This window comes from Pseudoalteromonas sp. TB25 (assembly GCF_000497995.1).
Lineage (GTDB): Bacteria > Pseudomonadota > Gammaproteobacteria > Enterobacterales > Alteromonadaceae > Pseudoalteromonas > Pseudoalteromonas distincta.
The window spans coordinates 26,042-50,203 of record NZ_AUTI01000427.1 but is presented as its reverse complement, the minus strand read 5'-3'; the positions used below and the strand labels follow the sequence as shown (position 1 = coordinate 50,203).

Here is a 24,162-nt window from a genome sequence, read left to right as displayed (position 1 = left end):
GCGCCGCCATAGCTGTTTTTATATTGTTATCGCCATTTTCATAGCCAAGCGCTACGTCAGCCCAAATTGCTGCATCAACAATAGCTTGTTTAGATAAGCTAAGTGGGCGACCGCTGCTTTCTTCATCGCCAGTCAGCAATACTTTTATGCTTACATTTTCGAGTAAATTAAGGGCTTGTAAGCTTTTAAGTGCGGTAATTATTATCGTGTTACCGCCTTTCATATCGGCAACGCCTGGGCCACTGGCTGTATCGGCATCAAGTTGTTTGTAGGTAGTAAAGTTATCGTTTTTGGCAAATACCGTATCTAGATGGCCGATCATCAGTATTTTTATTGCATCGGGGTTTTTACTCTCATGGGCTGCTAATACATGACCTGCGCGGTTAAACGCACTGCCATCCAGCCATTCTACTTTAAAACCTATGGCTTTAAGCTGCTCGCTTGTCAGCGCACCTACTTTTTTTACACCTTCAATATTAAGCGAACCGCTATTAATATTTACGGCTTGCTCTATTTCTTTAAGTGCTTGGGGAATGTTTTTATCGACCTGTTTTACTATTTCACGCTCGTTTTTATCAAGCGCCGCATGGCTTGTAAGCGGTAAGGTACTAGCAAGTGTGAGGATAAGTGCATGGCTAAATTTTAAAAATGACATAACAGCATAATAAGTGAGAAATAAGAGTATTTAATATGAAGTAAAAATACACAGGATTCAATAGAAGGTGATTGTGATTTTTAACTAATTTTATAAGCAATAACGAGTTACAAGTTTAAGAGTTTTGGGGTGTACGCGTTGTTGGTTTAAACACAGATATTTAAAATATAACCTTTTAACTAACAACCAAGCTGTATAAATAAACAACGATTTGTCTGGTATTACTGATCTCCACCATTTTGGGGTTTTGCTGCATTTAGAAAAGGTAAGGCGAAGCTAACTAACTGTTTACAGTTGTTTATTTTATAGCTAGGATAAAATCATTGTAATATAAAGACATTTGTCGGTTTGTAAAACGACAAATGTCGTAGACTAAATTGTCAGGTGTAAACGGATATCATCAAGTATATGGATATTTTCAAAGGTATAGATTTCAATGATTCGTTTGTTCTCGGTTGGAGTTCAAATACAACTGAAATCACATTCAAAATTGAGGCTAGCATTTGGCCTGATTCACCTCATTATCTAAATCCAAAACCTGATGAATATACTTGCTACCGTAAATGTGAAATTCAATTTACGGGTTTTACTTCATATTCAGGGCTTGTTGAACAAAGTAGTGTTAAACCAAACAATGATATAGATGGTTCATTTGATTATGGCAATATAGACTCGTTAATTGAAACAAATCAGGGCTTTAAGGTTGTAGGTGAGTTTGGTAACTTAGAAATTATAAACGGCAAAGTTCAGTTAAAAATTTACACATAACAAGAGAATGAATAGTGATTCACTTTAGTTTGTCATTTTTAGTTGCAAACGACGCAATAAAACGGCCAAACTAGCTCACACATTATTCAGGCGTTGAGGCTGTAGAATTACTATTTTTCAAGAAAAACAGCCTCGTTTATGGGCTCCAAATGTATTACCTAATGCTTTAAAAACGCTTATAGTTAATTGCAGGAGCTAGTTTTTTAATTGAATTTGGCTGTTGGAGTTATTCTACAGTCTAGTTATAGGTTCAAGATGACTTCACACAGAGATTTAAATCCCACACATGAAATTGCTGTTCTAGATTCATATAAGAATCTCCTTTCATCACAAGGTAAAGTACTTGAATTAATTAACAGACCAGATCCGCCTGATGCAATTGTAAAGATTGATGGCGTAGATACTTGGATAGAAATAACAGATGCACATTTTAGCCAAGAGACTGCAATCAGCATAACTTCTCATGCCGCAGATGATAAAGTTCACATATCGTCAAAAGGCGATTTAGTTGGAGATTTTGATTCAATTACTAATGGAAGAGTTGAGTCAGCAATTAAAGCTAAGTTACAGAAGAAAACAATGCAAAGCATTGCTACATTAAATAAACCAGGGATATTACTTGTTGGGTTATATGGGCCATTCTTTGACATACTTCAGGTTGAAAGTAATTTTTCTGATGAATTTAAAGCTGAGTTAAAGACCCAGAATATTTTTAGTTCTATTTATGTTTATCAAACCTGTAACCAAAACACTCATGCGTGCCATAAAATCAAATGAAGCAATACTCTGTCGTAAAAGTGATATCTCTTAATAAAAAATTTATCCATTCAGAAAAAAGCTTTGGCTCTAGAGTTCCTCAGGTCGGTGATATTGGAACAATAGTTGAAGTTTATGATGGAGCCTTTGATATTGAATGTAGCGATGAAAATGGTGTTACCATTTGGCTTGAAGTATTTGAACCTAGTGATGGAGGTTTAGAGTTACTGTATATATAACAAGCTTTTATTAATGCTGAATATTTTCCCTTCATTCTATCTAGCCGGTATTTAGAATTAACAACCATCAGGTTTAATACCATTAGCATTAAACCTGACAGCTCAAACTCAACCAATCAACGTTAATTAGTCGGCATTAAATAAATCTCACGTACGCTGTTGCGCTGGTTTGCTTCAATGGCAAAGAGTACGGCGTCGGCTACATCTTGTGGGTCGAGTTTGTCGGGTTTAGCTTCATCAAAAAATGGGGTGTTTACCATGCCTGGTGCTATGGTTGTGCAGCGGCCATTCCATTCGCTCATTTCCTCAGCTAAGTTTTGTCCAAAGCCATAAGCAAACCATTTAGTTGCACCGTAAATAGAGCCACCAATTGGCTTACGGCCAGCGGCAGAGCTGGTTAATATAAAGTGACCTTTATTTTGGCGTAAATGCGGCAGTGTTAGTTTTGCAGTCCATAGCAGCGCTTTAATGTTTATGTCGATCATGGTTGACCACTCATCTGGGTCACCTTTTTCGGTGCCAGCGGTTGAAACACCCATGCCTGCGTTAGCAAAGGCTACATCCAATCGGCCAAACTTTTCAATGCCTTTTGTTACTACGTTTTCAAGTGCGGTAAAGTCTGTGGCATCTGCAGCTACGCTAAGTGCGTTATTTGAGCCTAATGATTCAACTAATTTAGTTAATTTGTCTTCGCTTCTGGCGGTTAAAATGACTTTGTGGCCATTGTTAACCAGCGTTTTTGCGGTTGCTTCGCCAATACCGCTTGAAGCACCTGTAATGAGGACTATTTTTTCTTTCGCCATGATTATTTCTCCTATGTTTACATATTCAAAATTATGAGAATAGTTTTACTAATGAGTGGGTCTTAAATGTATTTCTCTGATGTTATTACGCTGATTTGCCTCAATGGCAAATAGCACAGCATCGGCAACATCTTGCGGGTATAACTTGTCAGGTCTTGCTTCATCAGTAAAAGGGGTATTTACAGCGCCAGGGGTGATGGTTGTACAACGCCCATCCCATTCACTAATTTCTTGTGCTAGGTTTTGAGAAAAACCATAAGTAAACCATTTGCTTGCACCGTATATAGAGCCTTTAACAGCTCTGCGACCAGTTGCTGAGCTAGTAATAATAAAGTGTCCTTTGCTTTGGCGTAAATGCGGCATTGTTAGTTTTGCAGTCCACAGTAGGGCTTTAATGTTTATGTCGATCATGGTTGACCACTCATTGGGGTCGCCTTCTTCAACCCCTAAAGTGTCTAGCCCTTTACCTGCATTAGCAAAGGCAACATCTAAACGACCAAATTTTTCAATGCCTTTAGCAACTACGTTTTCAAGCGCGGTAAAGTCGGTTGCATCTGCGGCTACGCTAATGGCGTTATCTGAGCCCAATGACTCTACTAATTCAGTTAATTTATCTTCGCGTCTAGCGGTAAGTATTACTTTATGACCATTGTTAACCAGCATTTTTGCGGTTGCTTCGCCAATACCACTTGAAGCGCCGGTTATGAGTACTATTTTCTCTTTTCCCATAGATAACCTCTTTTGTGAACATTGTAAGCTTAAAATAACCATACCAATAAACGATTAACCTATATTGAATAGGCGCTATAAATTAGCCGTAAATAGGTGGGCTCTACGTATCAAAAACCATAGTTTTAACGGTATTTTTAAAGTTGAAATAAGTGATTAAAAAAGATAGGTTTAAATTTTTTATTCTATATACTCGCGCCACTTCTTTTGAAGTCGGTTTTATTAGATTTAACCATTATTTTGCTGAGTGTCAGCAATATTTATCGGAACAAACATGAAAGATAAACTTTTAGCGTTTTGGCAAAGCCATTCAGAAACAATCATCACTTTAGGGTACAAAGTGATTTTAGCGTTGGTGATTTTAGTTGCGAGTGCCTTAATTGCACGCTCGGTTAAAAAAGCGATTAAAAACTCTAAATCGCCATTAAAAAGAGTAGATAGTACGCTACTCCCGCTTTTATCGAGTATTGCTGGTTATTTAGTTTATATAATTGGCGGGCTATTTATTTTAGATATTTTTGGCGTTAATACGGCAAGCTTAATTGCGCTAATGGGCGCTGCGGGTTTAGCGATTGGTTTAGCCCTTAAAAATACGCTGAGCAATATTGCTGCGGGTATTATGCTGCTAATACTCAGACCTTTTAAAATAGGCGACTTTGTTGATGCCAGTGGCACACTTGGTACTGTGAGTGAAATAAACCTATTTACCACTATTTTTAAAACCACCGACGGTCTTTATATAGCATCACCTAACGGCAAAGTGTGGGGTGGTAATATTAAAAACTTTACCCGTAATGGCAAAAGACGAATGGACATAGTGGTGGGTATTTCGTATGCCGACTCTATTGATGTTGGCTTAAATGTACTCAAAGAATTAGCTGCATCAGAGAGCCGATTACTCGCAGAGCCTGCACCTAAAGTAATGGTGACATCAATAGGCGAAAGCGCAGTAAACATTCAATTACGTGCGTGGGCTGTTAATGGTGATTATTGGCAAACTGTGTGGGATTTAAATAAACGTGTTAAAGAAGCTATTGAAGGCGCAGGGCTGAGTATTCCGTTTCCGCAGCGTACGCTGCATATATCTGAGTCTATGGCATCGGCCATAACTGTTAACAAAGATGCTTAAGTATGTATTAACATAAACATAAATAAAAATAGCGAGCCTTGGCTCGCTATTTTTGTATTAGCCTTTGTGTAGGCTGAGGTATTAACCTTCTAATTGAAAGTCGTACACTGAGCCTAAATTAAGTAGTTGTGTAAGCTCATCAAGTGCTTGGTAGCTTTCGGTGAGTAGGGCTAAATCTGCAAAGTCACTTGCGCCTAATTTGTCGCGGTAGTTACGTTTTGCCCAGTCACACAGTTGTGTGTATTTAGTATCAGTTAAAATAACCTCAGGGTTTACTGCAGCAAGTTCTTGCTCGTTAAGGGCTACACGTAAACGCAAGCAAGCTGGGCCGCCACCATTTTGCATACTTTGGCGTAAATCAAAAAACTGCACTTGGTTTACTGGGTTATCAGCCATAATCATTTCTTCAATGTAGGCGTTAACCGCGCTGTTGCGTTTACACTCTTGTGGTGCCACTAACAGCATTGAACCATCTTCAAGGCTCACTAACTGGCTATTAAATAAGTAACTACTTACAGCATCGGAAATACTTACTTTGTCGGTAGGTACTTCAATAATGTAAAATTCTTTATTGCCTACATACGCTTCGCGAATATCTTGCAGTGCCAGTGCTTGGTTTAAAAATGCTTGCTGGTGGCACAGTAATACGTTGGCGTTACCTACTGCAATTACATCGTTATGAAACACGCCTTGATCTATTACGTCTGGATTTTGCTGTAGTAAAATTTGGCTTGAATCTTTTAAGTTATGTAAACGGCAAATTGCTTCTGAGGCTTCGAGTGTTTGCCTTGCAGGAAATTTAGCTGGTTTTGGTAATTGGCTGTTAAACGCGCTGGCACCAAATACAAACATTTCAAGGCCTTGCTCGCCGTGGCTGTCACAAAAACGAGTATGGTTTGCTGCACCTTCGTCGCCAAAAAAGCCTTGGTCTGGTAAATGGGTATGGTGCGCAAAGTATTTGTCGTTATTAAACATCGCTTTTAATAAGCGCGTAGTGGTTGCAGGCTCTAATGAACGATGAAACTTATTATTTAAATTAGCTGAAGTAAAATGTACTTTGCCGTCGGTTGTATCAGGAGATGGCGATACCGTAGCGGCATTGGCTGTCCACATTGCTGACGCTGAATAACACGCGCGTAATAAAATAGGATCTGCTTTAAATGCTTTGTGAATTACTTGTGCATCATTACCGGTAAAGCCTAAGCGGCGCAGTACGTTTAAGTCGGGGCGCGCATGAGGGGCAAATACACCTTGAGTTAGGCCTTTGTCGTGCATGGCTTTCATCTTTTCAAGGCCTTGAAGCACAGCCTCTTGAGGATTTGAAAAGCTTGCTGCGTTATTTAACGAGGCAACATTACCATACGATAAACCAGCGTAGTTGTGAGTAGGACCAACTAAGCCATCAAAATTAACTTCCAAAGCGTGCATACACGTTCCAACTAAAAATTTTCAATAGGATGCAACAATACAACGCAATAGGGCTGCTTGCAAAGTTATAAACGCAGTGTTTTTACTAATTTTTTCGATGTTTTTAAATGTGGAGTTTATTACAAGGGGGTTGTTTTTATATTGAACGATTAATTTGAAGTTTAATTAAAATGTACACATAAATTTCATAGTGTGCAAAAGCTTAGCCTAAAGTAGGTTTTTACATTTAAGCTTTATGCCAAGCCTTTACACAATACGATGTTACTTAACATAAACGCGCTCTTTGTCAGCGGTGGTATGGGTATTTGTTGGATCATTAACTTGCCAAACGCTAATATCTAAACGCCATAAAAGGTAAAGGGTATGGTATAAGTTGAACATGGTTTTTCCTTGGTATTTTCACTGAACACATCAGTTTATTGGAAGAAGTATGCCAACATTAACTTGAATATTTTATGAATATAAATCAGGTATTTAGTATTTAAGTGTAAATACGTACTAAAGGATTAGCACCAAAGCGGTGAAGTATTTTTAAAATATGCACCAGTGTGGTGTGTTTTTAACAAAAAGCCCTGCAACTATTAGGTCACTTAAATGTGCAAGGCTTTTTAAAAAATACAGTCACTCAAAAAGCAAATTAGCGGCCTACTTTTCCTTTTACTAAAGGCTCGAACGACATTACTTTAAACTTACCGTGGCTTTGATTTTTGCCATTATTAAGTACAGGCGAATTATGTAAGTCGTCAACGGTAAAGTATATTTTATGATCGGGTCCGTAGCTAAAGCCATCAGGCCAGCTCAAACGTTCGTCTTTAAATAATACTTCGTAGTCGCCAGTGGGTTTAACTACGCCAATTGCGCCATTGGTTATGTCGGTTNCCGCCGCCATCAACAATAATACCATCTGAAATTGGCTTAGTGCCGTAACGCGTAACTTTGTCTTCAAGCGCTTTACCCGAAAGGCTCTCGTTATTTATATCGCTGGTGGCAATGCGGTAAACCGACGTACCCGACATTGAGCCAAAGTAAAGCCAGTCTTCGTTAGGGTCAAGCGTAATAGGGTTAACACCTAAGCGGGCTGGTTGTCCGCCAAGGCTCATTATGCGCCCATCAATAACCATATCGATATTTTCGGCGGTGGTGTAATGGCTATTTTGTAACACTCTGCGTGCGACACCTGTTTTAAGGTTTACCGTAATAATAGCGGCTTGGCTGCCTTGGGCTGTGTCGGCAATGTATACAACGCCATGTTTATTATCGATGACTAAATCGTTTAAAAACGAGGTGTCGGTAATGGTTGGTTTAGCCAGATAAATGATTTTATGTAGTTGCTCTTTGTTTGTATCCCAACCTACTAAGCGCCCAGCGTGATCGGGCCCTGAAGTGTCGAGCATCCATAATACACCATCGCTTGATACGTTTATGCCAAGTACGTCGTAAAAACCTTTACCGTTATTGTACGCGTATGCCCACTCTTCATTAGGATAGGGCTTAGTTGTACCATCGCTTAAAAGCTCCATAATTTTTTGCTTTTGGCCAAAAAAGCCATGCACAGATAAAAACTTTCTGCCCGATGGGGTAATAGCAATGTTGCCCGGAGGGTGCTGCGCATCAAATGTGGCTACTGTTTTTAAATCAGCATTTTGATTATCGGTATTAGCAGATACGGCGTTGCTACCTAAAAGAGCCGTGCTACACGCCGCTGCTAATAGTAGTTTTTTAATATGAGTCATTTTTAAAACCTTTTAAAATACGTTTATTGTTTAAAAATTAAGAGCCTAATCGGCTAAGTCGTTTACTACTAAATCGAGCAGCTGCATCAACTGTTTCGCTTGTGTTGCATCTACACTATCAAATTTACATAAAATATTTTTAGGAATATCGGCTGCTTTTAACTTAAGTGATTGGCCATGCTTGGTTAGCTGAACTAGGCGTTTGCGTTTGTCGTGCTCATCTTTAATAACAGCCAGTAATGATTTGTCGCTCATTTTTTTGAGTATTTGGGTCATTGCACCGCCATCTATCGCGGTTTTATCTATTAGCTCTGCAATTGTTATTTCGTCTTGCTCCCACAGCGCCATCATTACTACGTATTGCGGATAAGTTAAATTTAGCTCGTTTAAAGGCTCGCGATACGCACGCGCAATGCTGTTAGATGCCATATATAACCGATGACATAACTGATTTTTTAACTTTAATTGCTCAAACGGCATAACGTTATCCTTTATTTCGATACATGGCATTTTAATTTGCATGCAAAGTATTTGCAATCTCTAATTACTTGTTCTATTATTTTGCATACAAACTAAATTAATTACTAAACTTTGGAGTTCATTATGAATGTATTACAAAACGTAGCTTATACAGCAAAAGCAACTGCAACTGGCGGCCGCGAAGGCGTAGCTAAATCTGATGATGGTCGTTTAGATGTAAATTTATCAACACCTAAAGGTTTAGGCGGAGACGACGGTCAAGGTACTAACCCTGAGCAATTATTTGCCGCAGGTTATGCCGCGTGTTTTATTGGCGCACTAAAATTTGTAGCAGGTAGCGAAAAAATAGATTTACCAAGCGACACACATATTGACTCACAAGTATCTATTGGCGCGATTGAAGGCGGTTTTGGTATTGCAGTAAAACTTGCTGTATCACTAGGTGATATGGATAAAGCTGCAGCGCAGGAGCTTGTAGATAAAGCGCACCAAGTATGTCCATATTCAAACGCAACACGTGGCAATATTGAAGTAGAGCTTTCAGTTATTTAATTAATTGCTAAGTTAACTAATACTGTAATAGCCCAGTGGTTTTGCCACTGGGCTTTTTTGTGCGTGGAGTTTAATAAAAATGAGTCGTTAAATAAACATACAAAAAATCATATATTCACTATTCCATATATTCTGTTTTTGTTTTATTGTATGTGCAATAAAACTGCGAGGACAATATGGAACAATTCAACCCACTTCAATTTTATAAATGCCTAGCGGACGATACGCGTTTAAAAGCAATGCTGCTCATTAGCCATCAAGAAGAGCTATGTGTATGCGAACTGGTTACTGCACTTGAGCTAAGCCAGCCTAAAGTGTCTCGCCATTTAGCGCAGTTAAGACAATGCGGATTGTTGAGCGACCGTAAACAAAATCAATGGGTTTATTACAGTATTAATAAAGCCCTACCAGAGTGGGCTAAAAATGTATTAACGCAAACGCTTACTGCTAACCCTTCATTTTATGAAAACGATTTAACGCGCTTAAATGTTATGGGTAATCGCCCTGAACGTATTACTAGCTGCTGTAACTAACTTATTAAAGGTATTTAATTATGACTATTAAAGTAGGTATTAACGGTTTTGGCCGTATGGGACGTTTAACTCTGCGTGCAGCAGTTGATTGGCCAGAAATAGAGTTTATTAAAGTAAATGATGTAGCGGGCGATGCTAAAACACACGCACATTTAATTGAGTTTGACTCAGTACACGGGCGCTTAGCACAACAGGTTTCTAGTGATGATAATAGCTTTAGTGTGGGTAAGCATACGATTGCAGTTACCAACAACAAAGCCATAAACGAAACTGATTGGTCTGATTGCGATGTAGTAATAGAAGCCAGCGGTAAAATGAAAACCACAGAGCTGTTAAATCAATATTTAGCACAAGGCGTTAAGCGTGTTGTGGTAACCGCACCTGTAAAAGAAGACGGTATTTTAAATGTAGTAATGGGTGTAAACGATGATCTTTATAACCCAAGTGAGCATAAAATTGTTACAGCGGCTTCGTGTACTACTAACTGTTTAGCGCCAATTGTAAAAGTACTGCAAGAAAAAGTGGGCATTAAGCACGGCTCAATGACTACTATTCACGACATTACCAATACCCAAACTATTATTGATGCCCCTCATAAAGATTTACGCCGTGCGCGTTCGTGCGGTACAAGTTTAATTCCTACTACAACCGGTAGTGCAACGGCTATTACGCATATTTTTCCTGAGCTTAAAGGTAAATTAAACGGCCATGCCGTGCGTGTACCTCTTACTAACGCATCAATTACCGATTGTGTTTTTGAGCTTGAGCGAGGTGTTACACAAGACGAAGTAAACACGTGGTTTAAAGACGCTGCAAATAACGAGCTACAAGGTATTTTAGGCTACGAAGAAAAGCCGCTTGTATCTATAGATTACAAAACAGATCCGCGCAGCTGCACTATTGATGCGCTTTCAACCATGGTCATTAACAACACTCAACTTAAACTATACGCTTGGTACGATAACGAGTGGGGTTATGCAAACCGTACTGCTGAGCTAATGCTAAAAGTTGCACAAAGTGATTTGGTTTAATCTCGTTTAAAAAGGTTTAACGCTATGTTTGCGCAGTTGGCTAACTTACCGAGCTCTATAAAACAATATTTAATAATTACTAGTAACTATTGGGCATTTACTTTAACTGATGGTGCGCTACGCATGTTGGTGGTGCTGTATTTTCATCAGTTAGGTTATGGTGCATTTGCAATAGCCATGTTGTTTTTGTTTTATGAAATATTTGGTGTGATCACCAATTTAGTAGGTGGTTGGCTTGGCGCGCATTTAGGGTTGAACAAAACCATGAATGTAGGGCTTGGGCTACAACTTGTCGCTTTAGCCATGCTTTGCGTGCCAGGGGATTGGCTAACCGTTGCCTATGTTATGGCAGCGCAAGCACTGAGTGGCATAGCAAAAGACTTAAATAAAATGAGTGCAAAGAGCGCCATTAAGTATTTAGTACCACAAGACGATGCAGGGCAAAGCCAATTATATAAATGGATTGCCATACTTACCGGCTCTAAAAATGCTTTAAAAGGGGTGGGCTTTTTTTTAGGCGGCTTATTACTAACTGTATTTGGTTTTGTGGGGGCATTAATAAGTCTAATTATTTTACTTAGTGTTGCGTGGGTTATTAGTTTAATTTTTTTAAAAGGCGATATTGGTAAAGCTAAAAACAAACCTAAGTTTAAAGAATTATTTTCTAAATCGCGGGCAATTAACTTACTTAGCGCAGCGCGTTTATGCTTGTTTGCGGCGCGCGATGTATGGTTTGTGGTTGCATTGCCGGTTTACTTAGCCGCTCAGTTTAACTGGGATCACTGGTGGGTCAGCGGCTTTATGGCTTCGTGGGTAATTGCTTATGGATTGGTGCAATCGCAAGCACCGCGAATAACTGGGCAAGGAGATTCAACTTCACATTCGGTCAAAAAAGCATATTGGTGGGTTGCTTTATTAAGTGGCGTAACTGGCATTTTAGCGTTGTTGATGCAATTGGATATAGCGGTACATTTTACGCTTGTAATAGGCTTACTTATTTTTGGTGGAGTATTTGCTGTAAATTCATCGCTGCATAGTTACTTAATAGTAAGTTTTGCAAAAAACGATGGAGTGTCACTCGACGTTGGCTTTTATTATATGGCCAATGCGATAGGGCGTTTGCTTGGTACGGTGCTTTCTGGTTGGTTTTTTCAAGTATATGGGCTTAGTGCGTGTTTATGGGTAAGTGTGTGTTTATTAGTTTTAGCCGCAATTACAACAGCACGGTTAGCTAAACTTTAAAAACCCAACGTATTGTATTAAATTCAATTTGTTTAACGATATTCATAGCTTCATTGATTAGATCTACTAAACTGTATCAGTAGTTTTAATTTAAAGGGTGTAATGAATGCGAGAAATATCGTTAGCAAAAAAGTTACTCTGGCTTAGTGTCGGTAGTATATTTATAACTGTACTAGTGCTATCAGGCATTTTGTGGTGGCAGTTATCATCAAGTAATAAGCAGTTAGCGACTAAATCTGAAGAGTACATTACTGTAGAAGTAGAAGAAAAGCTTAATGCTCATGCAGCTGGATACGGAGAAAAAATTGCAGGCTTTATTAATGAAGCTTACCGCATTCCTTATTCATTAGCGGCTTTATTAGGTGACGCAGCAAAAAGCGAAACCCTTAGCCGCGATACGGTAGTAAGTATAAACCGCTCGATGTTAGAGCAAAATACTTTGCTTTCTTCTATATATTCGCAATTTGAGCCTAATGCTTTTGATGGGCAAGATTCGAGCTTTAAACAAGGTTACAAACATTCGGTTAATGGTAATGGCACCTTAGAGGTGTATATTACTCGCGACCAAAACGGCACTATTGAGCAGCAAAAAGTAGCCAACGCTGCCGATAAATATATTACCTCTTTAAATGAATTTGGTATTCGTGAAGCGCATTGGTATTTGTGTGCAAAAGACACGTTTAAGCCTTGTATTATGGAACCGTATTTATACGAAATCCCATCGGGCGATTCAGTAATGCTAACTTCGTTAACTGTGCCTATTTTAAAGTCAGGTCAGTTTATTGGTTTAGCTGGCGTTGATTTAACGCTCCCAACTTTTCAGGGCTTAACCGAAAAGCTGTCGAGCGAGCTTTACAACGGCCAAGCAAAAGTAACACTTTTAAGTGATATAGGTTTAATTGTAGGCAGCAGTCACTATAAATCTAAATTAGGCCGCCCATTTAAAGAAGCGGTTAGTAGCAACACTTACAGTGAGCTGGTTAAATTTAAAGGCCAACATGGTCTCTTTAAAACGCCTAGCGAGTATTTAGTTAACTACCCAATTAATATAAAACTAGCTAACACTCAGTGGTCATTAATCATAGAAGTACCTACAGAACTAGCACTTGCAGGGCCTGAAGCGCTAGAAAAAAACATGCAAGAAACAGCAACATCACTCAGATTTATTATTTTAATAACAGGCTTAGTAATTGCTGTGGTTGCTTTTGTTATTATGAAATTAGTAATAGCAGGTGTAATAGCGCCGCTACAACAAATTCAACAGCGGGTTGATAACCTCGCAAGTTCTGAAGGTGATTTAACACATACATTGCATGTTGATAGTCACGCAGAGCTTATTGCATTAGCTGGTGGGTTTAATCGATTTTTAGCAAAGCTACGTGATTTAATTTCTGAGCTTAAAACGGTGTCTGATCAAACCAAGCAGCAAGGCGAAATAGCACAACACATAGCTATTGATACAAAGCACAATGTGCAATCTCAATTTCAAGAAATTGAAAGTGTGGTAACGGCTATGAACGAAATGAGCGCAACAGCACTTGAAGTCGCCAGAGCATCAGAGCAATCAGCCCAACAAGCCGATGAAATAAATAGCTTGGTAGTGAGCAGTGAGTCGAGCTTATCTTCAGCGATGACGCAAGTTAAAACGATGTCTGAAGAAATTAAAGAAGCTAACCAAGCCGTTGAAAAAGTCGCTTCGCGTAGTAAAGATATTACGCAAATATTAGATGTAATTCGTACTATTTCAGAACAAACAAATTTACTTGCACTTAACGCTGCTATTGAAGCTGCGCGCGCTGGTGAACATGGGCGCGGCTTTGCTGTTGTTGCCGATGAAGTACGTGCACTTGCTTCTAAAACGCGTTCATCAACAGATGACATAAGCCAACTAATTGATAGTTTATTATCTGAAGTAGGTAACGCATCTACCGTTATTGAAAAAGGCGTAGTACGTGCACAAAATGCCGTTGATGAAACATCAGTAGCTTTTGATGCTCTGCACAGTGTTGTTGTTAAAGTTGATGAAATAACCAACCAAATTACACATATTGCCACCGCTGCTGAAGAGCAAAGTTTAGTGACTGAAGAAATAAACCGTAATTTAACGCTTATATCTGATGCCGCATCGCAACTTGCTGACTTATCTACACAAGCAGGGGATAGCAGCGAAGCGCTTAATGCACTTGTTGCCCAGCAAGATAATGAACTTAACAAGCTTAAAACGTAACTTACAAATTAAGCTTTAAGCACAAAAAAAATGGCCAGTTAATACTGGCCATTTTTATTTAGTAGAATAAATGTAACTTGTTGAGAATGCTCGATAACTGCTATTTATAACTTTTTAATCAACATAAACATTTGGTTGATCATTGGCTCAGCAAATTGCCCTACATTAGGACGATTAAAATAACCGCGTAAACCTGTAAATTGCACTTGAAAAAAGCGCGCATATTCAACAGCGGTCAACGTGTTACGTAACTCACCTTTGTTTATTGCTTGGGTAAATAATTGCGTTAAATAGGCTTCAAATTGAGCCGTTAAATCTAAGCTTAGCTCATACAGGTTTGAGTCTTTTTCTGCAAACTCGCTGTTTGCTTTAACTAGCATACAAATAGCGCTTGGACTGCAATCTTTTGTTTTAATTACCACGTTTTCAACAAACGCACGTAATCCACCAAGTACTGTATCGGCACTTGATAAAAACCCTTCTATTTGGGTTTTCATTTGTTCGGTGTAATCTTTCAGCGATTCGCAATATAGACCTTCTTTAGAGCCAAACGCAGAGTAAATACTACCTGGGCGCATATTAACGGCTTCTTGTAAGTCACGCGTTGAGGTTGCATGAAAACCTTTTTGCCAAAATAGCTGACTAGCAACGCGAACTACATTCTCGCGTTCAAATTTAACCTTATTAGCCATATCATTCTCAATCAATTTGAACATTTGCTCAATTTTAACTTGAACAGTCGCTCAAAATCAAATACTATGTGTCTCGAAGTTACTTAAAACTATTAATTATTAGGAGCTAACCATGGCCGAATTTACTTTATACACTCAAGAAAACGCACCAGAAGAAGCAAAACCGTTACTAGCTGATTCAGTAGCAGCATTTGGTATGCTTCCTAACTTACATGCAGTAATGGCTGAAGCACCAACATTACTTAAAGGTTACCAAGTACTGCATGAGTTGTTTCAAAAAACATCATTCAACGCAGAAGAGCTAACAGTAGTATGGCAATCAATTAACGTAGAGCACGACTGTCATTACTGTGTTCCTGCTCACAGTGGCATTGCAGCGGCAATGAAGGTTGATCAAGGTATTGTTGACGCACTTGTTAACAAAACACCACTTGAAAACCCTAAGCTAGAAACTCTTCGTGAAACTACACTTGCAATGACACGTGAACGTGGCGTGATCAGCGATGAGCAAATCGAAAAATTCTTTGCCGCAGGTTACGCTAAGCAACAGCTACTTGAAATTATTGTAGGCTTGTCTCAAAAAGTAATGAGCAACTACACTAATCACCTTGCTGATACACCAGTAGACGCTGCATTTAAAAAATACGTAAAATAAATACGGTTTTATAAATGACAAAAGGCAGCCTAGGCTGCCTTTTTTGTACTTTTAAATCACAGCTATTTAAACTTAACCGTTTTTGTACTGCGTGTATAAATACGTTGTTCGGGCTTTGTCCACTCACCCTTTTTTAAATAAGAGGTCGATACAATAAATTTATCGTCTTTTAGTTCACTCATCGATTTAACCTTTGTAATACCATCTTGGCTACCAGTTACATCTTCATAAGCTACAAATTGAGTGGGGCTGAGGACTTTCATAGTCCCTTTTGTATAAAACCCTGCTGTTGTGAAATAGTAAAATACCAAAGACTCTTTTTTACTGTCGTAAAAAATCATCGACTCGCCGCCATACTCACCTTCATTAATAGAGTGCTTGGTATGTATCGCTTTACCGTTTAAAGCACGCTCCCAACGGCCAACATCTTGTATTTTTTTAGCACCTTCAGGTACTTTAAAGTCAGCCTGCCAAGTTCCTAAATAGGGCTTAAATACGGCAAGTTCTTTATCAAGGTTGGTGGATGTATCGGATGCATAGCTACTAAATGTTAATAAGCATAACACTAAGAATATCGCTTTAAAATATGTCATAATTTGGCTCTTGTTTTTGTAATACCAATGCCAAGTATAGGCGATAATTGATAAAGAAAATATTAATCACATTCTCATTACTTTATTTAGCCGCCATTTGGCAGGCTTACCTACTGCAATACTTACCTGTTTATATACCTATATATGTACCTGGTTATATAAGTGTATTAAGTGCTATCACTTTTTTAATGTACGCGTGGGATAAGCGACAAGCTAAGCGCTCTTCACATAAAAAAGTAAACCGCACGCCAGAGCGCACACTGCAACTACTTGCATTATTTGGAGGATGGCCGGGGGCATTACTTGCTCAACAATTACTTCGTCATAAATCGCAAAAGCGGCGTTTTATAGTGGTGTTGTGGTTATGTATTTTAATAAATGTAGGGGCTGTGGGGAGTTTATTATATTATTTGGGGTAGTTTAAAATTATGCCTTTAATACATGTGAAATGTTTAAAGGCATAATTAAAGTTTAGATACTGGACTAGTTAGCCGCTTCAGTTGCTGCTACTTCATCTAAATTTACTGTTAAAATTGTCTTTTTATCGACTACAACCCACTTGCGGTAAGTTAAGTAACCTGGCTTGCTTACTTCAACGTCGTACTTACCTTCTTTAAGTTCAATGGCATCTTGGTACACAGGCGCAATGTTCATAATGCGTACGCGTGCATCACTAGGGTTAGTGATTACAGTTAATGAAATAGGTGCTACAGCTTCGACAATTTCTTCTTGTACTTGAACTGCTTCTTCTTTTGCAAGTTGCTGCGTTTCATCTACAGACGATGTAGTTGAACAACCACTTAGTATTAGTAATGCCGCTAGTGCGCTTATCTTTTTCATAGGTACTCCATAAACTCATTTAAATAGTGATAATTACGAAAAATCTTGGAGGAGTTTATGCAAAATGATCGCTCAACCCGTCGTCCTTGACCTTCGTTTGTTAAAACAAAACGTTTGTTAGTTTAATATATTTTTAGTTATTTGGTGATGCTCTCGCAATAAATAGCTTTTTAAAGCATTACATTATCAAGAGACTGAGTAATAGCTTCGCTTCTTTCAACTAGTTGCTCTGCTGTACGGTACATCTTTCTTTTCATTAACGTATTTGCCATAGTGATATAACGTCTAGATAATTCTTGTTTTAAAGAAACGAGTAATGAAAAGTCTTTAGGTAATGTTGCAGACTCGGTATTGATTAATTCTTCAAAATCTAATAAATCTCTGTACTCTTCAATCGTCTCTAGTTTTTGTGTGTATCTATCAAATCTAGGACCGTAAAATACGACGGCATCTTCAGTAGGAAAATCAGCTGGTTCACCTAGGTTTACTTTCTTTTGGTAAAGCGTTAAAGCATCTATCGCCGACTCTCTTTTTAGAAGGTCTGCAAAGCCAAGTTCATTTTTTTGATTATTGGTGAAAATAGCTTTACCAACATTAAGTAAAGATTTTTGCGTGATAACATCATCTTCTTCAATCGCTTTATCTAAGGCAAGTTTATAGTTATCAAAATGCACTTCAGACGGGCGATAAACGTAGGTGCTATCGACTACACTTAAATCATTGATTAATTGTGGAATACTATTATTGTCTAGTTCACTATAGCGAGATTGCTCAAGTAACAAATCAATACGAGAAGTAATATCTGAGATTATTGATTGACGCTCTCTTAAAATGCTTTCGAGTTGTACCGATAGCTTTTCTGAATCTGGGTAATACTCCAAGGCTTTACTATAAACATTAATTGTTTCATCAAAGTCTTTAAACTTGTTAGCGCTTGTATTGATTTGATTCGCTCTGTAATCAAAACTTTGTAGAATATTAGCTTGATTAGATCTTAATAATCCCTGTTTTAATACCTCGTATTGAGGTGGAATTTCTGCAAGCTTGTTTAGAATCTCCGGCCCATCCCAAGACATCCATGTTTCTACTTGTTGGTTAATTGCTTTTGCATTATCTAATTTTGCTTCAAGCTGCTTTATATTATTTGTATTTGATAGATAGTACTGACCAGCCAAAAGGGCTAACACAACAGTACTGGCTGCAAGTGCTATTGCCGGTTTAAAGTTACTTTGAAGCTTATCTAAAACAGGCTTTAACGAATCAGTTCTTTTTGCTGCATCTAAAGAAATTGCTTTATTAAGTGTGCCCCATAACCATAAAGGGCAGTTACTAGGACGTTTTGCCGATGTATCTTTAGGGAGTGTGTCTGCTGCAACACGATTATATGGATGTTTGCTACTTAATAACTCTAGGGCAATACACGCATAAGAAAAAACGTCATCTTTAACGGATGCTGCAGCACCTTTTAATTGTTCAGGACTTGCATAGGTTGGCGTATAACCACCTACAGTGCCTAGGCTTGATTCACTATTAACTGCATAGGCATCTTCAATGGTTTTGTGTTTAGCAATACCAAAGTCAAGTACCTTGAGGCTACCATTTGAATCGAAGATTATATTCGATGGCTTTAAATCGTTATGAATGACGCCACGAGAATGGGCATAAATTAAAGCATCGGCAAGTTGATTAAGAATCACGCTCGCTTTTTTGAAAACCATTCCAGAGGGTTTGTTGCGTTTAATTATTTGCTCTAGCGTTTCGCCTTCTACTAATTCCATGGTTACGTAATGTAAACCGTTATCAGAACCTGCAGAATATACTTTTACAATATTTGGATGGGAGAGCTGTTGTGTTTTAGTTGTTTCATCCTTAAGAAGTGAAATAGCTTCTTCAGAATGAGAAAACTCTTCTAATAATACTTTAATCGCTACGAAAACTTCAGGACGACTCGCACTTTCTAAAAATAAATCTCTGGCTCGGTAAATGTAACACATGCCACCTTGGCCAATAAGTTCTTCAACTAAGTAGCGATCGGATACTTTTTTACCAATAAGGTTTAATTTATTTATTGCTTTTGACGTGCGAAGATTTGAGTCAAGCGAAGCTATCTGCGTTTTATCATTAGAACTGTTGACACCGCTCATTATAAATCCTTTTATTGTGTATATTAAAATAATCGCAAAGGTGAGTTTTTTATTTTTATCAATTCTCCCTTTGATAAGCGTTGTATTTTTACAAAAATTAGCCAACTTAGCAATGTTTCTAAAGCAGAACTTTCGTACAAAACTTTAAAAAATTAAGGGCTTTTATATTAATTATTGAAATATCGTTTATTTACTGTTTATTTTTATAAACAGTGTAAGCCTACAGGCATTGTTTTATAACACTTCTAGGGGCTTAAAATGAATAAAATGTAATGCTAATTATTAAATAGCAATTTTTTTAAATGGGAACATACAAAATATCTTTTGTAAGCTTTGAAAGGGCTTTTTTATAGAGGTTTTGTTTAATTTAATTTATTTAAATTTGAGCTTTTGTATGGTTGAGTATATTTTTATATATTAATTTCAATGTTGACAATAGTTTCTCTTCTACTTTATCCTAATGGGAATGTAGATTTATGGGACTAACTTATCAAATGGAACTGATACTAAACATCACTAGTTATCATAGACTCTCTCCAGAAATTGAAGCAACTAAAACAGTAAAAGACTCTCTAATATTTGGCCGTTCAGAAGCATGTGATTGGCATTTTCCTGATCCTGAAAAAATCATTTCTAGTAAGCACGGACGCATAGTTAAAGAGGGCGACTCTTTTTATGTTTACGATACATCTACAAATGGTACTTTTGTAAATTTTGGTGTGGCTCCATTAGGTCAAGGCAATAAACAACGCTTGTCAAATAGTGATACGATCACTGTGGGTGATTTTCAGATAGAGGTAAAATTAGCGACTAATGAAAAAACAGCTGACACCGATTATGGTAATTTAAGCGCTGCAGCTAGTATTAGCAAAGAGCCAGAAAGGTCTTATCAGCATCCTACGGAGCATTTTTCTGAGCCAGAACAGTACTTTAATGAATCAATAATGGATGAGTCTATGCCTGCAGTTTCTATGACTCAGGCCAGTGACCTTAATTCAGCTAACCAAATACCGGAAAACTGGGATGAGCTTGCTCACTTAATGAACCCAGAAGCTGTAACTCAACAAGCACCTGTTGTAAGTAAACCACAACAAAAACCAGCTGTTGAGCAGCAAACTTCAGTTAATACACCAGTACTAGATACGCCTGTAACTAAACCTCAAGCAGTAAAGCCTGCTCCTAAACCAGTAGTGCAAAAAAATCCAACATCGCTTAGTGAAGATACCGCTTTAACTGATGCTTTTTTAAACGGGCTGGGGGTTAAAGCTGAGTTACAAAATTCATTAAACTCACAAGAACTTTGGTTTGAAATGGGCCAAGGGTTAAATCTATTACTGACCGAGTTGATGGAGTCTCTTCGCCAAAGAGCGCTTGTAAAAAACCAATTACGTTTAAACCAAACGATGTTTCAAACTCAACAAAATAACCCAATTAAGTTTTCGGCAGATATTGATGACGTTATTCAGAATTTATTCATCAGAAATAGTGCAAGCTTCCTGTCGTCTCAAGAATCAATCAAAGAAAGCTTTGTTGATACGCGAAGACATGAACATGCTTTATTAGCAGGAGCTGACGGCGTATTAAAAGGGATGTTAGAGCAAGTTTCTCCCCAACATATAAATCAACAAATAAATGATAATTCTAACGTATTAAAAATCATCCCTGGTCAAACAGAGGCTAAGTGCTGGAAGCTATACAAAAATTTATATGATGAGTTATCTCATGATGTAAATAGTAAGGGAGCTATGGCGTTGTCAGATGATTTCTTAAAAGCATACAACGATAGAATTAAAGAATCGTTCTAGAAAGGAAAGTAGATAATGAACAAATTTAAGCTCTTTTTAATGAGTTTCAGTTTACTGTTTTTAGCCATGGGTTGTTCAACTGTTAATAAGTTTGTGCCTCCTTCTACGGATCTAAAAATTAATGTGTCTAAAAATGTAAATCCAGACACGTCAGATAGACCTTCACCGGTAGTAATGAAAATTTTTGAGCTTAGCTCGAGAACAATTTTTGATACTCAGGATTTCTTTAGCCTGTATGAAACACCTGAAAAACTATTAGGCCCGGACTTATTAAAAAAAGATGAATTAGAATTACAGCCAAACTCTGTTCAAAAATATAAAATGAGCTTAAACCGCAATACACGATATGTTGGTGTTGTTGTCGCGTACAGAAATATCGATCAAGCACGATGGAGAGCTGTAATCGAAGTTGACCCAACTGGCTATGACGATATAGATGTAAATGTTGAAGCAATTGCTACATACATGAGAGAGCAGTAAAAAAGGATTTGTACAATGAGTGATAACACTCGTGTTGCTTGGACCGAAGGAATGTTCTTAAGGCCGCAACACTTTCAGCAGTCAGATAAGCATTTTTCGCATTTAATTAAGCAAATTTGTAATGGGAATTTAGCAGATCCTTGGGGCATACTTGATATAAGTATCGATACTCAGCTATTAAGCTCAGGCCAATTTGCTATTGAGTCATTGTCAGCTATTACCCCTGATTTGCTACCTATCGATATGCCTCAATCTACCTCTTTGCCTGAGCCTTTAGTGGTGGGCAAAGATGTTTATGATGAAATAATTTATTTAGCGGTTCCTGCACTAAAAGCCAGTGGTATTAATATTTCATCTTTAGATGAGGATATTGTTACGCGTTATAAACTAAACGACTTATCTGTAAGTGATGACTCTTTAGGTGCACAAGCTCAAGAAATTATTCAAGTAGCTAAGGTATTTAGTAAGCTAGTATTGTCATCAGACGACCATGCAGGCTATATATTATTGCCACTTGCACGCATTGTTGAAGTTAGCAGTGAAGGTCAAATTAAGCTCGATCCAAAGTATATACCAGCATCGTTAAAAGTCGGTCAGTGTAAGCCATTACTTGGTTTAGTGAGAGAGATTGGCTCAATGATCAAGCAGCGCTCAGAGAGTATTGCTGTTAGATTGTGCCAAGGTTATGCGGGAAGTACCTCTGTAGCTGATTTTATTATGCTGCAAACATTAAACAAGTATGACGCTGTTTTTGAAAACTTATTATCAGTTAATAATCTTCATCCAAGCGTTCTTTATACTCGTCTAATAGAGCTTGCTGGTGAGTTATCTACTTTTAGTACCGTAAACAAAAGAGTGCCTAAATTACCTAAGTACGATCATAAAAACTTAGGCCCGGTATTTAGTGAAGTAATAAACTTTTTATACCAATCTTTAAGTCATGTAATTGAGCAAACTGCTACGGAAATAAAGTTAGAGCAAAGCAAGTTTGGTATTTCTTTTGGTGCGCTCAAAGACAAATCAGTACTTAGCTCAGGTCAATTTGTATTGGCTATTAAAGCCAGTGTTCCTCACGAGGAGCTTCGTAAGATATTACCTTCTCAAATTAAAATTGGTAGTGTTGAGACAATCCGAGATTTAGTAAATAATCAAATCCCAGGTATTACAATCAGTAACTTACCAACGGCACCGCGTCAAATTCCTTACCATGCAGGTTTTCATTATTTTGAATTAAATAAACATGGCGAGCATTGGGCAAAACTTCATTCAAGTGGTGGTATTGCTATTCACTTGTCAGGAAATTACCCCGAGTTACAACTAAGCCTGTGGGCAATAAGAACTTAACTTTTAAAAGGAAGAGTTTCAATGGACGAAACCATTATAAAACCACGTCCTGGTCGATTAGGGCGTGATGCCTCAAATAATCCTCAAGTAGATAATGATCCAGACAAAACAGTCATGTCTGTTGAGCCTGTTGCAAGTAGTATTCCTAGTAATGCAAAGGTTTCTATATTTAGAAACCCATTAATGGAAGCCGCAACAGACTGTTTCTCTTTGGTTATTTCAATTAGAAAATCAGTTGAGATGACTAACTTAGCTGCGTTAAAGCATCGATGTGTAGAGGCTATCAAACGTTTTGAAGTCGAACTACGTAATCAAAATTTATCAAAAGATGTAATCAAAAACTCTCGTTATTGTTTATGTGCAATTTTAGATGAATCAGTTTTAAACTCTAAATGGAGTTCTATGGAATGGGCTGACGAAAGCTTGCTTTCGACATTTCATAAAGAAACTTTTGGCGGTGAGTACTTTTATACTTTACTTGATAATGCATTGGCCCAGCCTGAGCAACACAAAGCCTTTTTAGAGCTGCAATACCACTGTTTAAATTTAGGTTTTAAAGGTAAGTACAGACTAGATACTGTGGGTGACAATAAAGTAGAAGAATACCGCTCACAAATGTATCACTTATTAAATCAATTAGATGGGCCAATCAATAATAAGCTTTCTCCTAACTGGAAACAAAGAGTAGCCGCTGGCGTAGAATTAAGAAATCAGGTGCCATTATGGGTTATTTTTTCTGTTTTAGGCTTACTTTTACTTACCGTTTATTTATTTATAAATATGAAGCTAAATGATGATGTTATGGCTGTTAGTGACAAGCTTGCAATCATTCATCCTGTAGCTGAAGACCAAGCAGTAGATAAAAAAGATCAGCAGTTACTTGTACTAGAGCAGCTATTACAAACTGAGATTCAAATGGGGATTGTGACGATAAAGAAAAATATCGATAGGATCAGAATCTCAATTAATAGTGAGAGCCTTTTTAATCAAGGTGACTCTAAATTGTTACCTTCATTTCAGCCTATTTTAGAAAAACTAGCGTTAAGCCTTGAAGGAACCAAAGGACGTATTTTAATAACCGGCCATACAGATGACACACCAATTAGAACTGATAAGTACCCTTCTAATTGGCACCTTTCTTTAGCGCGCGCAACGCAAGTTGCAAACTCTATGGCTAAAAGTACAAACCTCAGTGGGCGTTTATGGCCCGAAGGTAAGGGCGCAGCAGAGCCTATTGCCAGTAATTCAGATTCAGCTTCTCGGTCATTAAACCGACGAATTGAAATCGATTTATTATTTTAAGA

At 37.9% G+C, this 24,162-nt stretch carries 24 protein-coding genes and 1 pseudogene; 15 read left to right on the top strand and 10 right to left on the bottom strand.

The genetic code is table 11. The features are described 5' to 3' along the window. A partial coding sequence (locus tag L652_RS0120865; protein WP_024603628.1) for a M20/M25/M40 family metallo-hydrolase occupies positions 1–655 on the bottom strand: 655 nt, incomplete at its 3' end. Between the two features lie 408 nt (positions 656–1,063). Between L652_RS0120865 and L652_RS0120860 the strand changes: the two genes are divergently transcribed. From L652_RS0120860 to L652_RS0120850, 3 genes are all read left to right on the top strand, one after another. Next, positions 1,064–1,423, top strand: coding sequence for a hypothetical protein (locus L652_RS0120860; RefSeq protein WP_024597446.1), 360 nt, complete (start codon positions 1,064–1,066; stop codon positions 1,421–1,423). 255 nt (positions 1,424–1,678) lie between these two features. Continuing rightward, positions 1,679–2,200 carry a hypothetical protein gene (locus tag L652_RS0120855; protein ID WP_024597445.1) on the top strand — a complete coding sequence of 174 codons (522 nt, stop codon included), beginning with the start codon at positions 1,679–1,681 and terminating at the stop codon, positions 2,198–2,200. Next, positions 2,197–2,418: a hypothetical protein gene (locus tag L652_RS0120850; RefSeq protein WP_024597444.1), complete on the top strand. Its 222-nt coding sequence runs from the start codon at positions 2,197–2,199 to the stop codon at positions 2,416–2,418. The genes L652_RS0120855 and L652_RS0120850 overlap by 4 nt, the downstream gene beginning before the upstream one ends. A 122-nt stretch (positions 2,419–2,540) precedes the next feature. Here L652_RS0120850 and L652_RS0120845 read toward each other — a convergent pair whose 3' ends face one another. After that, positions 2,541–3,221, bottom strand: coding sequence for an SDR family oxidoreductase (locus L652_RS0120845; RefSeq protein WP_024597443.1), 681 nt, complete (start codon positions 3,219–3,221; stop codon positions 2,541–2,543). A gap of 48 nt (positions 3,222–3,269) precedes the next feature. Continuing rightward, positions 3,270–3,950, bottom strand: a complete 681-nt coding sequence (locus tag L652_RS0120840; protein WP_024597442.1) for an SDR family oxidoreductase — start codon at positions 3,948–3,950, stop codon at positions 3,270–3,272. A 274-nt stretch (positions 3,951–4,224) separates the two neighbouring features. Between L652_RS0120840 and L652_RS0120835 the strand changes: the two genes are divergently transcribed. Next, positions 4,225–5,079 carry a mechanosensitive ion channel domain-containing protein gene (locus tag L652_RS0120835; RefSeq protein WP_007586226.1) on the top strand — a complete coding sequence of 285 codons (855 nt, stop codon included), beginning with the start codon at positions 4,225–4,227 and terminating at the stop codon, positions 5,077–5,079. Between the two features lie 81 nt (positions 5,080–5,160). Here L652_RS0120835 and astB read toward each other — a convergent pair whose 3' ends face one another. From astB to L652_RS0120815, 3 genes and pseudogenes are all read right to left on the bottom strand, one after another. Continuing rightward, entirely contained in the window at positions 5,161–6,507 is a 1,347-nt protein-coding gene (gene astB / locus L652_RS0120830) for an N-succinylarginine dihydrolase (protein ID WP_024603627.1), read from the bottom strand. Between the two features lie 637 nt (positions 6,508–7,144). Next, positions 7,145–8,240: pseudogene (locus tag L652_RS01000000124240) on the bottom strand (L-dopachrome tautomerase-related protein). 45 nt (positions 8,241–8,285) lie between these two features. Beyond that, complete coding sequence (locus L652_RS0120815) at positions 8,286–8,720, bottom strand: MarR family transcriptional regulator (protein ID WP_024595413.1); 435 nt, start codon at positions 8,718–8,720, stop codon at positions 8,286–8,288. 123 nt (positions 8,721–8,843) lie between these two features. Here L652_RS0120815 and L652_RS0120810 point away from each other — a divergent pair, with 123 nt between their 5' ends. The 5 genes from L652_RS0120810 (at position 8,844) to L652_RS0120790 (ending at position 14,305) form a co-directional block, all read left to right on the top strand. Continuing rightward, complete coding sequence (locus tag L652_RS0120810; RefSeq protein ID WP_024595412.1) at positions 8,844–9,272, top strand: organic hydroperoxide resistance protein; 429 nt, start codon at positions 8,844–8,846, stop codon at positions 9,270–9,272. A 176-nt stretch (positions 9,273–9,448) separates the two neighbouring features. Continuing rightward, a complete protein-coding gene (locus L652_RS0120805; protein ID WP_024595411.1) occupies positions 9,449–9,805 on the top strand; it encodes a metalloregulator ArsR/SmtB family transcription factor in 357 nt (118 codons plus the stop codon). 20 nt (positions 9,806–9,825) lie between these two features. After that, the gene (locus tag L652_RS0120800) at positions 9,826–10,836 is read left to right on the top strand and encodes an ArsJ-associated glyceraldehyde-3-phosphate dehydrogenase (protein WP_024595410.1); all 1,011 of its coding nucleotides are present in this window, start codon (positions 9,826–9,828) and stop codon (positions 10,834–10,836) included. Between the two features lie 24 nt (positions 10,837–10,860). Beyond that, complete coding sequence (gene arsJ, locus L652_RS0120795) at positions 10,861–12,078, top strand: organoarsenical effux MFS transporter ArsJ (RefSeq protein ID WP_024595409.1); 1,218 nt, start codon at positions 10,861–10,863, stop codon at positions 12,076–12,078. Between the two features lie 106 nt (positions 12,079–12,184). After that, positions 12,185–14,305, top strand: a complete 2,121-nt coding sequence (locus L652_RS0120790; protein WP_024595408.1) for a methyl-accepting chemotaxis protein — start codon at positions 12,185–12,187, stop codon at positions 14,303–14,305. Between the two features lie 104 nt (positions 14,306–14,409). Here L652_RS0120790 and L652_RS0120785 read toward each other — a convergent pair whose 3' ends face one another. After that, entirely contained in the window at positions 14,410–14,997 is a 588-nt protein-coding gene (locus tag L652_RS0120785; RefSeq protein ID WP_024595407.1) for a TetR/AcrR family transcriptional regulator, read from the bottom strand. A 112-nt stretch (positions 14,998–15,109) separates the two neighbouring features. Between L652_RS0120785 and L652_RS0120780 the strand changes: the two genes are divergently transcribed. Beyond that, entirely contained in the window at positions 15,110–15,652 is a 543-nt protein-coding gene (locus L652_RS0120780) for a carboxymuconolactone decarboxylase family protein (protein ID WP_024595406.1), read from the top strand. 62 nt (positions 15,653–15,714) lie between these two features. Here L652_RS0120780 and L652_RS0120775 read toward each other — a convergent pair whose 3' ends face one another. After that, positions 15,715–16,245: a hypothetical protein gene (locus tag L652_RS0120775; protein WP_024595405.1), complete on the bottom strand. Its 531-nt coding sequence runs from the start codon at positions 16,243–16,245 to the stop codon at positions 15,715–15,717. A 47-nt stretch (positions 16,246–16,292) separates the two neighbouring features. Here L652_RS0120775 and L652_RS0120770 point away from each other — a divergent pair, with 47 nt between their 5' ends. Next, on the top strand, positions 16,293–16,664 hold the full coding sequence (locus L652_RS0120770; protein ID WP_024595404.1) for a DUF1294 domain-containing protein: 372 nt from the start codon (positions 16,293–16,295) through the stop codon (positions 16,662–16,664). A 64-nt stretch (positions 16,665–16,728) separates the two neighbouring features. On the opposite strand, the gene L652_RS0120765 is transcribed toward L652_RS0120770, so the two are convergent. Both L652_RS0120765 and L652_RS0120760 read right to left on the bottom strand, forming a co-directional pair. Further along, positions 16,729–17,085: a PEGA domain-containing protein gene (locus tag L652_RS0120765; protein WP_024595403.1), complete on the bottom strand. Its 357-nt coding sequence runs from the start codon at positions 17,083–17,085 to the stop codon at positions 16,729–16,731. A gap of 170 nt (positions 17,086–17,255) precedes the next feature. Continuing rightward, positions 17,256–19,229, bottom strand: a complete 1,974-nt coding sequence (locus tag L652_RS0120760) for a serine/threonine-protein kinase (RefSeq protein WP_024595402.1) — start codon at positions 19,227–19,229, stop codon at positions 17,256–17,258. 476 nt (positions 19,230–19,705) lie between these two features. On the opposite strand from L652_RS0120760, the gene tagH reads away from it, so the two are divergent. Genes tagH through tssL form a run of 4 tightly spaced genes read left to right on the top strand, consistent with a single transcriptional unit; the run spans position 19,706 to position 24,160 of the window. Further along, positions 19,706–21,034 carry a type VI secretion system-associated FHA domain protein TagH gene (gene tagH, locus L652_RS0120755; protein WP_240915844.1) on the top strand — a complete coding sequence of 443 codons (1,329 nt, stop codon included), beginning with the start codon at positions 19,706–19,708 and terminating at the stop codon, positions 21,032–21,034. A 15-nt stretch (positions 21,035–21,049) separates the two neighbouring features. Beyond that, positions 21,050–21,514, top strand: a complete 465-nt coding sequence (gene tssJ / locus L652_RS0120750) for a type VI secretion system lipoprotein TssJ (RefSeq protein WP_024595400.1) — start codon at positions 21,050–21,052, stop codon at positions 21,512–21,514. A gap of 15 nt (positions 21,515–21,529) precedes the next feature. Next, positions 21,530–22,858 carry a type VI secretion system baseplate subunit TssK gene (gene tssK / locus L652_RS0120745; protein ID WP_024595399.1) on the top strand — a complete coding sequence of 443 codons (1,329 nt, stop codon included), beginning with the start codon at positions 21,530–21,532 and terminating at the stop codon, positions 22,856–22,858. A gap of 21 nt (positions 22,859–22,879) precedes the next feature. Next, on the top strand, positions 22,880–24,160 hold the full coding sequence (gene tssL, locus L652_RS0120740; protein WP_024603626.1) for a type VI secretion system protein TssL, long form: 1,281 nt from the start codon (positions 22,880–22,882) through the stop codon (positions 24,158–24,160). Positions 24,161–24,162: the final 2 nt, after the last annotated feature.

Excerpts from the sequence above, each read along its gene's own strand:
- L652_RS0120860 (WP_024597446.1), top strand. The coding sequence starts at position 1,064 with ATGGATATTTTCAAAGGTATAGATTTCAATGATTCGTTTGTTCTCGGT.
- L652_RS0120855 (WP_024597445.1), top strand. The coding sequence starts at position 1,679 with ATGACTTCACACAGAGATTTAAATCCCACACATGAAATTGCTGTTCTA.
- L652_RS0120850 (WP_024597444.1), top strand. The coding sequence starts at position 2,197 with ATGAAGCAATACTCTGTCGTAAAAGTGATATCTCTTAATAAAAAATTT.
- L652_RS0120845 (WP_024597443.1), bottom strand. The coding sequence starts at position 3,221 with ATGGCGAAAGAAAAAATAGTCCTCATTACAGGTGCTTCAAGCGGTATT.
- L652_RS0120840 (WP_024597442.1), bottom strand. The coding sequence starts at position 3,950 with ATGGGAAAAGAGAAAATAGTACTCATAACCGGCGCTTCAAGTGGTATT.
- L652_RS0120835 (WP_007586226.1), top strand. The coding sequence starts at position 4,225 with ATGAAAGATAAACTTTTAGCGTTTTGGCAAAGCCATTCAGAAACAATC.
- astB (WP_024603627.1), bottom strand. The coding sequence starts at position 6,507 with ATGCACGCTTTGGAAGTTAATTTTGATGGCTTAGTTGGTCCTACTCAC.
- L652_RS0120815 (WP_024595413.1), bottom strand. The coding sequence starts at position 8,720 with ATGCCGTTTGAGCAATTAAAGTTAAAAAATCAGTTATGTCATCGGTTA.
- L652_RS0120810 (WP_024595412.1), top strand. The coding sequence starts at position 8,844 with ATGAATGTATTACAAAACGTAGCTTATACAGCAAAAGCAACTGCAACT.
- L652_RS0120805 (WP_024595411.1), top strand. The coding sequence starts at position 9,449 with ATGGAACAATTCAACCCACTTCAATTTTATAAATGCCTAGCGGACGAT.
- L652_RS0120800 (WP_024595410.1), top strand. The coding sequence starts at position 9,826 with ATGACTATTAAAGTAGGTATTAACGGTTTTGGCCGTATGGGACGTTTA.
- arsJ (WP_024595409.1), top strand. The coding sequence starts at position 10,861 with ATGTTTGCGCAGTTGGCTAACTTACCGAGCTCTATAAAACAATATTTA.
- L652_RS0120790 (WP_024595408.1), top strand. The coding sequence starts at position 12,185 with ATGCGAGAAATATCGTTAGCAAAAAAGTTACTCTGGCTTAGTGTCGGT.
- L652_RS0120785 (WP_024595407.1), bottom strand. The coding sequence starts at position 14,997 with ATGGCTAATAAGGTTAAATTTGAACGCGAGAATGTAGTTCGCGTTGCT.
- L652_RS0120780 (WP_024595406.1), top strand. The coding sequence starts at position 15,110 with ATGGCCGAATTTACTTTATACACTCAAGAAAACGCACCAGAAGAAGCA.
- L652_RS0120775 (WP_024595405.1), bottom strand. The coding sequence starts at position 16,245 with ATGACATATTTTAAAGCGATATTCTTAGTGTTATGCTTATTAACATTT.
- L652_RS0120765 (WP_024595403.1), bottom strand. The coding sequence starts at position 17,085 with ATGAAAAAGATAAGCGCACTAGCGGCATTACTAATACTAAGTGGTTGT.
- L652_RS0120760 (WP_024595402.1), bottom strand. The coding sequence starts at position 19,229 with ATGAGCGGTGTCAACAGTTCTAATGATAAAACGCAGATAGCTTCGCTT.
- tagH (WP_240915844.1), top strand. The coding sequence starts at position 19,706 with ATGGGACTAACTTATCAAATGGAACTGATACTAAACATCACTAGTTAT.
- tssJ (WP_024595400.1), top strand. The coding sequence starts at position 21,050 with ATGAACAAATTTAAGCTCTTTTTAATGAGTTTCAGTTTACTGTTTTTA.
- tssK (WP_024595399.1), top strand. The coding sequence starts at position 21,530 with ATGAGTGATAACACTCGTGTTGCTTGGACCGAAGGAATGTTCTTAAGG.
- tssL (WP_024603626.1), top strand. The coding sequence starts at position 22,880 with ATGGACGAAACCATTATAAAACCACGTCCTGGTCGATTAGGGCGTGAT.